At 67.4% G+C, this 14,231-nt stretch carries 7 protein-coding genes; 4 read left to right on the top strand and 3 right to left on the bottom strand.

Features of this window, described 5'->3' with window-relative positions:
* Window positions 1-7 precede the first annotated feature (7 nt).
* From JF290_RS00180 to JF290_RS00165, 4 genes are read left to right on the top strand one after another with little or no spacing between them, the layout of a single operon-like run.
* Window positions 8-949 carry a hypothetical protein gene (locus tag JF290_RS00180; protein ID WP_199022697.1) on the top strand — a complete coding sequence of 314 codons (942 nt, stop codon included), beginning with the start codon at window positions 8-10 and terminating at the stop codon, window positions 947-949.
* Window positions 946-2,760 carry a hypothetical protein gene (locus JF290_RS00175; RefSeq protein WP_199022696.1) on the top strand — a complete coding sequence of 605 codons (1,815 nt, stop codon included), beginning with the start codon at window positions 946-948 and terminating at the stop codon, window positions 2,758-2,760. Before JF290_RS00180 ends, JF290_RS00175 begins: the two co-directional genes overlap by 4 nt.
* A complete protein-coding gene (locus JF290_RS00170) occupies window positions 2,757-6,104 on the top strand; it encodes a hypothetical protein (protein ID WP_199022695.1) in 3,348 nt (1,115 codons plus the stop codon). The genes JF290_RS00175 and JF290_RS00170 overlap by 4 nt, the downstream gene beginning before the upstream one ends.
* Complete coding sequence (locus JF290_RS00165; RefSeq protein WP_199022694.1) at window positions 6,091-11,445, top strand: hypothetical protein; 5,355 nt, start codon at window positions 6,091-6,093, stop codon at window positions 11,443-11,445. The genes JF290_RS00170 and JF290_RS00165 overlap by 14 nt, the downstream gene beginning before the upstream one ends.
* 411 nt (window positions 11,446-11,856) lie before the next feature.
* Here JF290_RS00165 and JF290_RS00160 read toward each other — a convergent pair whose 3' ends face one another.
* From JF290_RS00160 to JF290_RS00150, 3 genes are all read right to left on the bottom strand, one after another.
* On the bottom strand, window positions 11,857-12,276 hold the full coding sequence (locus JF290_RS00160) for a GlcG/HbpS family heme-binding protein (protein WP_199022693.1): 420 nt from the start codon (window positions 12,274-12,276) through the stop codon (window positions 11,857-11,859).
* A 64-nt stretch (window positions 12,277-12,340) separates the two neighbouring features.
* A complete protein-coding gene (locus JF290_RS00155; RefSeq protein ID WP_199022692.1) occupies window positions 12,341-13,621 on the bottom strand; it encodes a TRAP transporter large permease in 1,281 nt (426 codons plus the stop codon).
* Window positions 13,621-14,163, bottom strand: coding sequence for a TRAP transporter small permease (locus tag JF290_RS00150; RefSeq protein WP_199022691.1), 543 nt, complete (start codon window positions 14,161-14,163; stop codon window positions 13,621-13,623). Before JF290_RS00150 ends, JF290_RS00155 begins: the two co-directional genes overlap by 1 nt.
* Between the last annotated feature and the right edge of the window lie 68 nt (window positions 14,164-14,231).

The raw sequence follows: 14,231 nt of genomic DNA, 5'->3' as shown, positions 1-14,231 counted from the left end.
GGCGCCCTTGCTTGATGCGCTCGAATCCCGCCTCACGGCCCTGATCGGAGACGCCCTTGCCACGCAGGCGCACCTGTCGGTCGTGGCGGGCATGCCGGACGGGTCGGGGCTCGGGCCCGGACAGGGCCGGGTCGCGGTGCGGATCGACAACGTTGCACCGTCGCAGCATTTCGCCGAACGATTTGCCGAGCGCGTCCCACCCGATACCGAACGCCGGGTGTTGCCGCTCGACACCGCTGCCGTGGCGACTTTTTCACTGGCCCCGCCCGGACCGCCGGGCAACCCTGACCATGCCGCCGGGCGTGCTACGCTGCTGGCCGATCTGTCGGTCCTCATGCACACGCTCTCGGCGGCACGGTTCAGCGATGGCCGCGCGTTCGCGCCCACGGCGCCCGATCCGGGCTACGCCGTGCGGGCCTTCCGGCTGGAGACCGGCGGTTTTCTGAGCGAAGCCGATGACGACCTGATCAGAGCCGAACTGCGCTGGCAGATTCGCGCGGATATCTGGCCGGTGGGCGTGACCGAGACGCTGGGCCTGATCGATGCTGTGGACGTTTTCGTCGCCGCCGCGCCGCTGCGCCTGACCGCCGACCGGCTGCGCCTTCGCACCGGCGAGAGCACCGACATTACCATCACCGGTCTGCCCCTCGACCGGCTCGCCGAGGTCGATGCCGGCGCCCGTGCGCCCGCGCAGCTCGCACTCCGAGTCGAGAGCGCCCTGCCGCCGGCGGATCGCGGGCGGATCACCACCGGCTCCGACGGCGCCGAAACCGGCCTGCGCCTCGTGAGCGCCGCGGACGGTGCCTTCATCGCACGCTATACTGCGCCGGTGGGCGCGCTCGGGACCACGCGCTCCGAAACCGTCGCGGTGCATGTCGCCACCGATGCCGGTGGACGCGGGCTCTATCTCGGCGGGCTGACCATCGGCCTGTCCCCGGTGGCGCCATGATCGGCTTTTCCCAGACTGCGCTGCTTTTGACGGGCACCATGCAGGTTGCAGAGGCCGCGGTGCAGGGCTATTGGCAGGCCGTACCCGCGGATCGGCTCGACTTTGACGCGCCGGGCACGCTGAGCCGCGCGCTGGCTGTGCCGCGACTGGCCGGGATGGACGGGATCGAAGTCGCCGAGGCCAGGCTGACATTCCGGGCAGAGAGCCGGCAGATGGCGTCCGAAGACCACGCCGTGACGCTGCCCGCGGGCGCCGACACGGGCGTCGCCATCGCTTTCCCACGCCCGACACGAGCCACGCAGATCCGACTCGCGCCGCCGGTCTTCCCCGACGCGGTGACCCAGGATCCGCGCAAGTTCCTTCTGCTGGGCGAGGCGCTCGACGCCGACCTGCCGGGCGGCGGCACCCCCTTGCGTCTTGTCGTGCGGCTCAAGAGCGGCGGCGGGTTCGGCCCGCCGGTCTATTCCGTGCCGACCTTCGCGCTCGACAGCCCGCTTTACGACCCGCTGTTGGCCGGGGCGGGGTTCCGGCGCGTGACGGACGGGTTGCTGGTGACCCTGCCCGGCCTGCCGGTGGAGGGCGTGCTGTTGCAACTTGCCCATGGCGACAGCCCCGATGCGCTGCAGCCCGTGGAGTTCGAGGCGAGCGTGTCGGACGTGCAGATCGACGCGCTGCCCGAAGGCGTGTCCGTGGCGCTGGAGACCGGCGGCAAGACGGTGGCACTGTTTGACCATCCGCCGGTGCTGGCGCCCGAGGCGGGCACGCAAGAGGTCGCCTTCCTGCCGCTGGCCGGGCGGCACCTCACGGCAGAGCTTGCGGAGGGTGATGGTCCCACTCTGTCGCTGCCGCTGAACATCACCAGCGCAACGCGTGGGCGGATCGCGATTCTGCAAAGCCGGCTGTCCGCACGTTACCGGCTCGACGCGGTCGCCGAGGACCAGCGGCAGGTTCCGCTCGGGCCGGGCTGGGCGCGCTGCCGGTTCGAGGCCGCAGCGGAACGCCTGCCGGCCGAGACGCGCATGACGCTGGTGGCGCGGATGGCGGGGCGGCGGCTCAACGCTGGTTCGCCCGATCCGGACCCGTCGCGGCCAATCACGGGTCTGACGATCACGGCGCGCGCCGAAGCCGCCGCGCCGCTGACACTCGTATGCGCAGAAACACCACAGCCCACCGTCGCACTGGCGCTACAGATCGCGGCGGACGCAGAGGCGGAGATCACGCTCCTTCTGCGCGCAGATGCCGGCGGGTTGCCCGGCGCCGCCGTTGCGCCGCCCACCGTGGCACGGTTCAACAAGCGCGCGCCCGGCTGGCTGATCGTCGATCTGCCCGAACCGTTCACGCCTGCGCCGGGCGAGACGCCGCTCTGGATCGGGGCACGTTGCACCTTCGGCACCGTCCGCTGGTTCGCAGGCCCCGCAACGGCGGATGCGCGTGCACCCGTCGTTACCCGCGACGACGCACGCACATGGGCACCGCCATCGGGCGCCTTGACCAACATGCCGCTCTCCTTGGCTGCACTCGAACATGTGCCTGACCCGCAGCCTGCCCCCGTCCTCAGCGGTCTAACCGCTGGTGTATGGCCGCTGGGCGGGACCTGGGACCGCGCGTCGGACCGGGAATTCCGCTGGTCCGGCGCAATGCCTGCAGCCCTCGCGGGCGCACTTGGGAACGTCCCCGGTGAGGGACGCATCGGCACGGAGGTCGGGTTTTTCTCGCGCGCGCTGATGGACCTCACCATCGAGGAGGCGGCGCTCTTTTACGACCCGATGGCAGCGCCGGGACAGGCAACCGGCGGGGAGGCGGCGGCATGAGCGATGTGCTTACCGGACAGGTCGGGATCTCGGGCGACGTTGTGGCGGTGCTGAACCAGACACCGTCAGAGATCGTCACCGCGCTGCAGACCATCCTGACGCTGATGCGGCAGATCGAGGAGGGATCGCAGGCCGACAACCCACTCTCGGGGTTACTCGGTGTGCTTGGCGGGATGGCCGAGGGGCTCTTGGACCTGCCTGACCTCGGCGACGCGACGGGGCCGTTCTCGGACCTGCTGGGCCGGCTGCCTGCCGATGCGGTGGCCGATATCGGCCGTGTCTCGGGCACCGTCGCGCAGATGGTGCAGATGCTGCAACCGGTGATCGAGGCCGCCGCACGCGGCAGCGCCGAAGACACCATTCGCACGCTTCTTGATCGCAACATCGACCTCGTTGACCAGCTGGGCACCGGGTCGGGCGGCGAGATCGAGGAAATCGCCACGCAGTTCTCGCGCTTCCTCCACCTCTTCACCTCGATGACGCGGTGGCGGCATCAGGCGCCGCAGGTCGACGAGGTGGTGGAGCTTCTGGCCAACGCGCTTGTCGGCGCCCCGAGCACCCTTCTCGACGCGCCGCGCGCACAGATCGGCAGGATCGAGGCAGACTTCGCCGAACTGCGCCTGAGCGGACCCGACGCCACCCGCCTCGCCGGGATCGAGGTCGAACTCACGGCGCTCTGGGCCGAGATCGAGGGCCATACCACGGGTGAGATCGACTGGCCGGCGCTTGACGCGGCGTTGTCACGGGCGCAGGCGCTGCAACTGGAACTGACCGGCCTGCGCGACCGGGTGATCGCCGATTGCCTGCAGGCGGTGGACGGGTTCCAGCCGCCCGACCTCCGGCCGGTGGCCGAGGCGCTGAGCGGTGTGGCTCGGGTCAAGCCGGCGCGGCTGACCCCGGTGCTCGACCAGTTGCGCAACACGATCCGCGGCTTCGCCGACGGACTCGAAGGGCTCGCCCCCACCGAGGAGCAGTTGCAGGCCCTGCTGTTCGAATTGATCGACGGCTTCTTCGGCTGCCTCGAAGACAGCGGCCTCGGCCAATTGCGCGCGCGGCTTCTGACGATGCAACGCCAGTTGATCGCCGCGATCCGCGACCTGCCGCTCGCCGACCTTGCACAGACCATCGAGACCGCGCTCCGCGATGCCGCCGCCACGCTTGACGGGATCGACCTCGACGGGCTGCGGCAGCAGGCGCTCGAACCGATCCGCAGCGCCCGCGAAACGGTAGAGGAGCAGGCCGGCGACGCCATTGGCGCCTCGGTCGGCGCGCTCTGGGACGAGGTGGAAAGCGCCCTGAACACCGTCGCGACCCAAGTCGCCGAACTCGAGACGGCGCTCCGCGGCGCGGTTGACAAGGTGGCCGGTTTCCTGTCGCAAATCACCGAGGCGATCGGCGAAGTCGAGTCCGCCATCGCCGACATCACCCGCGTTCTGGACGAGTTCGACCTCGATACGCCCTGCGCCGAGGTGGTCGATTTCCTCGCCGGGCTGGCCGACAAGATCGGCGGTATCGACATTTCCATCATTCCCGAACCCGCCCGCGCGCCGCTCTCGTCGCTCTTGGGCGAGCTCGAGCAAATCGAGGTCGCCGTGAGCATCAACGGTCCGGTGGACGAGGTGCTGGCGGTGATCGACCCGACGCCGCTACTGGAGGGTGCAGCGGAGGCGCTCGGCGGGTTGCTCGACGAACTCCGCAAGCTCGATCCGGTCGCGCTGGTGGAACAGCTCGACGGGCCGGTCGACGAGGTTCTGGCCAAGCTGGGCGAGTTCGGGCCGGAGGGATTGCAGGCCCTGATGGACCAAGCCATGGCCCCGGTGCGCGGGGCCATCGCGTCGGTCGATTTCCGCACCCTGCTGCAACCGGTGATCGACGTGCAGGACGACATCCGCGGACGCATCGAAGGCATCCTCGATCCGGGCATCCTGCTTGATCCCCTGGAAGAGGCGTTCCAACCCATCATCACCGCAATCGACGCGCTGGAGCCCACGCAATACATGGGCGGCATCGCCGGCGAGGGCGAGCGGATGGGCCAGAGCGCCGGCCAGCGTGCCGGCCCGCCCGCTGCGCTGGCGGATGCGGGCGGCGTGCTGAAGACCGAGTTGACGAGCAATGTGGACACCGACGACGACCTCTTCGGCTTTCGCCCCGGCGACCTGCTGATCCCGCTGATCGACCTGCACAACCGGCTCTTTGAGGCGCTGGACGAACTCGACGGCGGGATCATGGACGCGGCGGCGGCGCAACTGCACGACAAGCTGAACGGCGCGCTCGCCGCGCTCGACCCGGCGCGGATCGAAAGCGGGCTGGACGAAGCACTGGATGGCGTGCGCACGCTTTGCGACCCGGCAGCTTATGCCCTGCGCCTCGCGGTGCCGGTGGAATGTTACCGCACGCTCTCGGCCAGCATTTCCGCCTCGGTCCGGGTGACGGCGGGCGACACCCAGATAGTGGCACTCCGGGCGCAGTCGCGGCTCGAAGGGGTGGACCCGATGGCGCTTGCGCCCTCCGCCGCGCAAGCGGCGCAGATCGAGGCCGCTCTGGGCCGGGCAAGGGCGCGGCTCGACCTTGACCATCTGCGCATCGCCTATGCCACGCGCGCGCCGGGCATTGCCGACCTGCTGCCCGCCGCACTCGACGGAGGGGTCGACGGCACCGGGCTCAAGGCGGCTATGCAGGCGCTAGATCCGAGCCCGCTGCGCGACGAGATCAACGCCGCCTTCGACGAGTTCGGCACCCGGTTGCTGGGGTTTTCCGAGGTGCTGTTCAACGCGATGGATGCGGCCTTCGCGCGAGTTGAGGACCTGTTCCTGCCGCTCACCCCGAACCACTTGCTGAGCTTTGCCGGTGACATCCATGCCGAGCTCAAGGCGCAGCTTCTGGCGCTGGGGCCGGCGGCGCTGAAAGAAGACTTGCAGCCGCTTTTCGACGCGGTGAAAGGGCTTCTGGACCAGATCGACCTCGGACGGCTTGCGGACGATCTGAATTCTGAACGTGACGCCCTGGCCGACATGCTGACGGGCCTCGTGGGCGAATTGCTGCCCGACCCCGCGCCGTTTCGTGACTTGCAAGCGCGACTTGCCGCGCTGAAACCGAGCCAGCTTCTGGGCGGGGCGCTGGTCGAGATGCAGGCGCTTTCCGACGCGCTTGGGCGGCTCGACCCGCGCGTGCTGATCCAACCCCTGATCGACCTGATTGCCGAGATCCGCGCCGACCTGCCGATCTGCATCTCGCGCATCGAAGAGGCCTTCGACGCCGTGCTCGCAGCACTTCAGGACACGCTGTCCGGCGGCGGGGTGTCAGGGTCGGTTTCCGTCAGTGGAGGTGTCAATGTCGCCGCGTGACATGGCCCCGCTACCCGTGCCGCAGGCGGGCGAGGAGCGCCGCGTTCCCCTGCCGAATGGCGCCGTGAGGATCGACCGCTACGATGCCGCCGGACGGCTGGAGCGGCAGAAATTCCCGGACGGAACGGAGCGGCGCTACACCCACGATGCGCAGGGCCGGCTGACCGCCATCACGGGCGGCGATGAAGAAATCCGGTTCCGCCACGGGCCACGCAGCCTGACCGCGATCACCGCCGAGACCGAGACCACGATCCACAGCGACGCCGAGGGCCGGCCCGAGACGGTTACCCAGACCGTCGCCGGGCAGACATGGACATGGCGCGTGATGCGCGACGCAGAGGGCGCGGAGACCGGGTGGCACTATCCCGGTGCTGCGGCACCGCTCCGCTTCACCGATGCGCCGGGCGGCGGACGGCGGCTGGTCTGCGGGTTGCGCGCCTATTACACGCTGGAGCATGACCCGGAAACCGGACGCAGCCGCATCGCCTTTGCAAATGGAGTCACGGCGGAAGAGACGATCCGGCACGACGCGCAGCCGCGGCTGCTGTCGCTCTCGGTGAGCGGGGATCACACCATCGGCTGGGACTATGACCACGACGAAGCCGGACGGATCACCGCCGCCGGGCGGGAACGCTTTGCTTATGACGAAGAGGGTCGGCTCACCGAGGCCGAGACCGCGGCGGGCCGGACGATGTATTCGCATGGTGACGGGCTTCTCACCAGGGCGGACGGCCCCTGCCCCCGCACGATCGGCCGGGGCGCAGCACCGATGGCGCTCTGGCACGAGGCGGACGGCGAAAGGACGACCTATCGCTATGACGCGCAAGGGCGGCGCATCGCCAAGTCCGGACCCGAGGGCGAGACGCGCTACGCCTACGACCTGCTTGGCCAGCTCTGTGCCGTCACGCTGCCCGACGGACGGCGCATCCGCTACATCCACGACGGGTTCGGCCGGCTGGTGGGACGCGTCACGCCGGAAGGCGCGGTTTACTACATGGTCGACGCCGAAAACCGCCGCGTCGCCGAGATCGATGGCGCGGGCCGCGTCGCGTGCAGCTATCTCTGGCTGGGGCAGATGCCGGTTGCCTGCATCGACGGCGCGCCCGGGCGGCGGCTCAAGGCGAGCTATCACCGCGCCCATGCCGGGCGGCTGGTGACGGGCGATGCGAAGGGGCGGCTCACTCTGCTGGCCGGCGATCCGTTCGGCGCCGATACGCCCATCCCGGCGGAGGGGCCGGGTCACGCCGGGCTCTTCGGCGATCCGGAAACCGGGCTGCTGCTGTCCGGTGCGCGTTGGCTCGACCCGGTTCTCGCTGAGTTCCTGACCCCGGACAGCTGGTTCGGCGAGATCCCCGATGCCGCCGCCGCGGGGCGGTTGAAACGTATCCTGCGCACCATGCCCGGCGGCACCGACCGCTTCCTGTCTCCCGCCACGGCCTATCAATGGTGCGCGCTCGACCCGGTGAACGCGCTCGACCTCAACGGCCACAACTGGGTCGGACTGATCTTCACCACCATCTCCGCCTTCCTGTGGCAGATGCAGCTGACCTCCGTGGCGCTGCAGATGGAGGTGATCAATATCATCATGGAGGTGATCTTCGCGCTGGCCGGCGTGTTCGGGATGATCGGCGTGTCAGGCTGGCTCGACGAAGGGTTCCGTGACTGGTACTGGCGCTGGTCGATCTTCAACCTCGCGCCGCCCGCCGCTTCCTATCGGCTGATGGTGCCGTTCTCGCTGTGGCTGAACGGGGTGATGAAGATCCAGCCCGACCGCGCCTGGACGCTGGGAAGTGTCGTGTGGGAGCGCGGCTCGGACTTCCGCGAGATTGGCGAGCGAGCCAAGCGCGACCTCGTCACCCTGCCCTCGGGAACCAGCTTCGTCAGCGCAAACCCGGTGGCGACCGGCGGCGGGACGAACCCTTTCGGGACCGGCACGACGACGCGCAACGCGCTGCTGGTGGCCAACACCGCGACGCAGGTGAGCGGCACCTACACGGCCGGCAGCCCGGCCACGCTGACCGGGCTGACCGGAACCACGGCGCCGTTGACGGACGTATTCTGGAACGGCGACGCGGTGGCGGTCCGACTGCCCGGCGGCGGCAACGAGGATCACTTTACCCGCCTAACCTCCTGGCCGACTGCGGCGGGCGCCGTGGATGTCGACCCGCCGCTGCCCGCCGCGTTCAACGGACAGGTGGTCGAGGTACGGCGGCTCGATCGCCCCTGGATCCGCATCGAAAGCGGCACCGACCGGATCGCCCGGCCGATCCAGTTCCTGTCCGGCAACGTGCTGCATGTCGGCGCGCAGATCCCCGAGGAGATCCCCACGAGCGGGCTGACGATCACCGAGTTTCTGCCCGCCGCCGATCGCCAGCAGCGCAACGCCACCAGCACTCCGCCGGTCTCCTTTCCGTCCTTGACGCTCATGCTGCGTGCGGGGACCGGCGCCAGTGTCGCAACCTTTGCCGTCGGCAACCCCTTGCGCATCCGCAACGGCACCAGCGCGCGCGGGCGGCGGGTGGATCGGACACGTGGCACGCGCGAGATCCTGCTTGACGCCGAACTGGGTGGTTTTCCCGGGCCAGTCGACGTGGTGCGGCTGCAGACGAACGGTTCGGCGGCGGCCGGGCAGAGCATCGGTACCTTGCCCGGCGCCGCGAACCGACGGCTGACCGCCGGGCGGTTGACCGCTTTGCGCGCCGATGACGGGGTCGAGATCGGCGGGACCGGAACAGCGCAGCCCGAGATCCGCATCGTCCAGCGGGTCTTGCTGAACGTCACCGTCTCCGCCCTGCCGGCCGCTCTGCAGAGCGGCACGGTGGAGGCCGACCTGATGGTCCCCGACCCGGCGTCTTCCACCGCGGCGACGGCAAGCGGTGGCGGGCGCGTCTTTACCACGGCCGAGGGCGACACCGAGGGCTTCGCCGCCGGTCAGGCCGTGTCGCTGACCGGCGGCGGCGGCGGCACCGGCGTCATCGACAGCGTCGATGCAGCCGCCCACACCATCACCCTGACCGAGGCCACGGCCATTCCCGACACCACCGCCGTCACCCTGCGCCGCCTGACCGTGCAGCGCCAGGTCCCCGTTGACCAGGTCCATGCGGCGGGCGCCGAAGTGCTGCTGATCCCGGCCAACCCCGCTTCGCCCGCCAATGGCAACCTTCTGCGCATCCGTCCCGCCGGCAGCGCCGATGGTGGCGCGGTGCGCCGTCTCTCTGCCGACCCGGTCGTGGTGGCCGAGTTGACCGAGACGCTCGCCGGCGCCACGACGAGCGCGCTTTCCGTCACCCGTATGGTGCCCGACACCGCCGCCAGCCTGACCAATGCGGCGGTGGTCGCGGTGCGCCCGCATCTTGACTACGGCGGGCCGCCGCCGGTCGCCGTGGGCGACGACGTGCTGATCCACGGCGAGGACACAGTGCCCGGCGGCGACGAGGACATGATCGCACGCATCGCCTCGATCAATGGCAACCTCGCCGTGCTGGACGAGCCGCAGGTCTTTCCCGCCACCAACACCGTGCTGGCCTTCCGCGTTGCAGCGACCGGACAGACCGCTGCCAATGCCGGACTCGACGAAGGCATGGTGATGATCCCAGCCGCGATGGACGAAGACCCGCTCACCCGGCAGGAGGCGCTGCAGAACCACGAAATGCGCCACGTCTTCCAGGAGGCGCTCTGGGGGCCGTTCTTCATCTCGATGCCGATCCCATGGCTGTTCCACCTGGGCTTCGCGGCATTCGGCGACGACAGTGCCGACCGCAATTCCAAGATCATGCGTCACATCTCGCTCGGCGGGTTGGACTCGGTGATCGCGCTGATCGCCTGGGGGATCGGCGGGGCGAAATCGCCCACCACGATCACCGGCCACCTTCAGGCGGACCGCCGGATCGTGCAGATGCCGCCCGATGTCGATGCCGGGCGGCTGGCCAAGTTCGACGCGGGCTCGCGCATCGACATCACCCGCGACGATTTCGAGGATTTGAACGCGGTCGAGACCCTGTCGACCGAAAATCGCACGGTGACATTGCGCTTTGCGCCCAACGAGACCCGCTTCCCGGCAGGATCCGAGGTCTCGCTGGTCAAGAGCGAATTCGAACAGGTGCGCAAGACGATCCAGACCTGGTTCAGCTTCAACCTCGAACAGCTCTGGGCGGACCACATTCCAGTGGCCTGGGGTCGCGCGCTGTCGAGCCTTCTGAACCGGGACAGCTGGTTTCCGGGGTTGGGGCTCTACCTGCTGGGGTTCTACATCACCTCGGCGCAAAACACCGACGACAGCCGCTCGCCCTTCGAGCAGGACGCGGCTTTCCACTCGGGCGACCTTTATACCTCGATCCCGCTGTCGGAGCCGCGCGAAGTCTTCGTCGGGCAGTTCTCGCGCCTCGTTGGTTTCGTGCAGGCGCGGTTCGGCGGCGTGGCGCAACGCGGCGATCCCGCGACGCTGCTGAGCATCCGTCTGCCCGCGGGTGGCAATGTGGCGGATGTGATCGGCGGTGCCGACAACGGCACGGACGGCACGACGCAGCTTGTGCGGCTCAGGCAGAACTGGCTGCTCTCGTTCAATCCGCGGGTCGAAAACGTGGTGGGCGGGCTTTTCGCGGCCTCGTCACCGGGGACCTACCTGCTCGAGATGCCAGGACAGTTGCGCGATGATAGCGGCGCGCTGCCCGACGACGTGGTGCTGGCCGGAGCGATGCCCACCGCCTTCACCGAGCGCGACCGGGTCATCGTGCGCGATGTGGTCACCGAGCCCGCCACCACGCGCGACATCTTCGAGACAGAACGCGTGACCTATGCGATGCAGGCGCGCGATACGTCTGCCAGCTATGCCCTGCGCTTTCCCGGAGGGGCGGCCGGCCAGGGCCAGGTGGACGGGCTGAGCTACACCGCGCCGCTGCATTCCGCCGCGACGAGCCAGGCGCTCGAAATGACGGCAAGCTATCCCGCGACCCATCCGGTGTTCACCGGCCCGGGCCAGGAGGGCGACGCCCGGCTGACGGAGGCGCAGCGCACCAACCTCGTGCGGGCCTTCACACTGACCATCCGCGAGATCACGCTGCCCGCGGTCGGACCGGTGGCAGCGGGGGCGAGCGTGGAATTCGAACTGCCCATCGCACCGCGCGAGGCGGTGGTGACTTCGGCACGGCCAGCAGGCGCGAGCACCGATGCACGGGTGACCATCGCGGCGGGGCGCCCCGCGCGGCTGACTTTCTTTGCGCCCGATGCGGTGACGGCAGCCGGGCCAGTGGATGTGGAACTTCGCTTCGGGCTCGACCCCGCCGGGTTCCCGGCGGCGGCACGCAAAACCATGGCGCTGCAAGTGCAGGTGACGCCGACCTGAGCATCTCATTCGCCATCTTCGGCGGCGAGTGGCTCGGTCCGGTTTCGGGCATTCCGCGCTGAAAACTGCGCAAAGCGGTGCTGTCGGGCCAATTCTGGATGCAAACTGGTCTCGGTTTTCCGAGAGCCCCATAGCTCAACAAGGATCAAGCTGCCGTCAGTCTGCATGAGCGGTGCAAAAATTCAGCTTGAGTTATCCTCTACCGAAAAGATGACATTCCCTACTCGAACTATCTCCGTCGGGCGGTGCCGGTTTCGCTATCTCATCGTCCTCCTGAACACGGGACAAAACTATCCCGGTTGCCAGACCACGTCACTCGGCGGGGCGCTCCAGCAGATCAGTCCCTGACCCGGTCGGTTGGTCCATCTGCCATAAGCGTTGCCTCGACGTCTCATCCATCGTTTTTGCGCGTCACCCAGGTTCAGCGGTCAATCCTTGTGCTTCAATGGCTGCTATCGCGCAGGCTTCGTCGTTGTCGGAGCTGTCTCCGGTGATACCGATTGCGCCTAGAAGCGTACCGTTCTGTCGGATCAAGACCCCGCCGGGCACAGGGACAAGGTCACCGCCATTGAGCGCGTTCATGGCGGTGATAAAGTAGGGTTGCTCCTGCGCGCGGTTAAACAGGGCGCGCGAGCCGAGCCCCATCGCCACGGCCCCCTTGGCTTTACCCTGTGCGATCTCGGCCCGAAGGTTGCTCGTGCCGTCTTCGCGGTTCAGTGCCACCAGATGGCCGCCCGCGTCGATCACTGCAACAGTCAATGGTTTCATTTGCGTTCTGCGGCGATACTCCAGCGCGGCATTGATGAGCGTGTTTGCCAGTTCAAGGTTCATGACGGGCTTCTCCGACGTGTCAAGTGACCTGCCCTTCGGAGGACCGCGGGCAGGCAGAAGGTCTCTAGTTGTAGAAGTAATCCACCAGGAAGAGCGGAATCGACGGGATGTATGTGCACATCAGCAGAACAGTCAGAAGGACGGCAATGAAGTACACGTTGACCTTGGTCACGTCCCAGATATTCGCGCGCGCCACGGCGCAGGCGGTAATGAGCACGCTCGCGACCGGTGGGGTTTGCTGGCCGATCGCGAGGTTCAGCGTCACCACAAGACCGAAATGGATCGGGTTGATCCCGACCGCTTCGATCAGAGGGATCACGATCGGAACCACAAGGATGATCGCGGCTGCGGAGTGCAGGAAAAACCCGATCACCAAGAAAAAGAAGTTCAGGATCAGCAGGACCAGCCACTTGTTGTCGGTGATCGCGAGAATGCCTTGCGCAAGCTCTTGGGGGTATTGCGCGCGTGTCAGGAAACCTCCCATGACGACGGACGCGGCAACCAGAAGCATGACCACGGCGGTCTGCATTCCGCCGTCCAGCATCGAGCGTTGCAGGTGCTTCAGATCGACCTGTCGGTAGTAGAAGCTGATGACGATGGCGGCGAGAACGGCGAGACCCGCGGCTTCTGTCGCGGTGACGTAGCCACCGAAGATGCCGCCGAGGATGATGACCGGAAGCGCGAAGGTGGGTAGCGCGTCGACGAAAGCGACCCACAGACGACGACCGGAGAAGGCCTCTTCGCATGGGAGATCGTAGCGGCGGGCGAAATAGTAGGCCACGCCCATCAGACCGGCCGCGCCCATGAACCCAGGGATCAGACCGGCGACGAAAAGTTGCTCGACCGAGACGTTGGCCGAGGTGGCGTAGAGGATCATCGGGATCGACGGCGGAATGATGATCGCAAGGGATGCGGAGGATGACGTTACCGCCGCAGAGAATGCCGCGGAGTAGCCGCGCTTCTTCATCTGCGGGATCATGACGGATCCCATGGCGGCCACATCCGCGACGGCCGAGCCGGAGATCTCGGCAAAGAAGAGCGAAACGCCGATATTCACGTGCGCCAAACCGCCCCGGACAAACCCGATAAGGGCCGCGACGAAGTTGATCAGCCTGTCCGTGATGCCGCCAGCATTCATGATGGCGCCGGCCAGAACGAACATCGGGATCGCAATCAGAGAAAACTTCGTTGCACCGCTGTACATGTCCAGTGCGACATTCACCAAAGATCCGGGACCTTCGAGAACCAGAAGCCCGATGATGGCCGAAACGGCCAGGGACACGCCGATCGGCACGTTCAGACAGATCATCGCAACCATCGCGATGAAGATACCCAGCATAAGCATCAGGCATTCCCCGCTTTCTTCATCTCGGTTTCAACTTCTTCTTCGATTTCGGCGTGTTCGAGGGATACGCCGTTTGCGGTCATGCGCCAGTATTCCGGCAGGCTCAGCGCCTGGCAGATCAGGAACAGCACAGCGCCGATCGGGATGACGGATTGCGTGAAGCTGATCGGCACCCATGTGAGTGACGTCAACGACATGCCACCGAGAATGGTCATCACCGTGTAGCCAGCCCAAGCGAGCAAGACAAAGAACCCGGCCGTGATCGCTTCGGCCAGCATCACACCCCACATCCGTGCGGGCATCGGGATCGACAGGAGTACGGAGTCAAATCCGATGTGCCGACGCCGCAGGACGGCCAGTGCCGATCCGTAGTAGGTGATCCATGCAAGAAGGATGGCGGCGACCTCATCGTACCAGGCGAGGCTCGATCCGAGCAGTCGGTAGATCACTGCAACCACAACGATGGTTGTCAGGATCACCATGAGGAAGATCACGAAGTATTCGAGAACGACCTCAAAGAAGTTGCGCAGTGAGTTGAGCATAGGTGGCCCCCGCCGGGGCACGAGGCCCGGTGATGTCAGAAAAAGCAGTCATGGTTGGTTATCGCGAC

The sequence above is a fragment of the Sedimentitalea arenosa genome (assembly GCF_016428585.1).
GTDB lineage: Bacteria > Pseudomonadota > Alphaproteobacteria > Rhodobacterales > Rhodobacteraceae > Sedimentitalea > Sedimentitalea arenosa.
Note: the sequence above shows the minus strand (reverse complement) of the source record. Positions and strands in the feature narration are given on the sequence as shown.

What these genes read in the sequence shown, in the direction of transcription:
- JF290_RS00170 (WP_199022695.1), top strand. Translation starts at nt 2,757, where the DNA reads ATGAGCGATGTGCTTACCGGACAGGTCGGGATCTCGGGCGACGTTGTG.
- JF290_RS00160 (WP_199022693.1), bottom strand. Translation starts at nt 12,276, where the DNA reads ATGAACCTTGAACTGGCAAACACGCTCATCAATGCCGCGCTGGAGTAT.
- JF290_RS00175 (WP_199022696.1), top strand. Translation starts at nt 946, where the DNA reads ATGATCGGCTTTTCCCAGACTGCGCTGCTTTTGACGGGCACCATGCAG.
- JF290_RS00155 (WP_199022692.1), bottom strand. Translation starts at nt 13,621, where the DNA reads ATGCTTATGCTGGGTATCTTCATCGCGATGGTTGCGATGATCTGTCTG.
- JF290_RS00165 (WP_199022694.1), top strand. Translation starts at nt 6,091, where the DNA reads ATGTCGCCGCGTGACATGGCCCCGCTACCCGTGCCGCAGGCGGGCGAG.
- JF290_RS00150 (WP_199022691.1), bottom strand. Translation starts at nt 14,163, where the DNA reads ATGCTCAACTCACTGCGCAACTTCTTTGAGGTCGTTCTCGAATACTTC.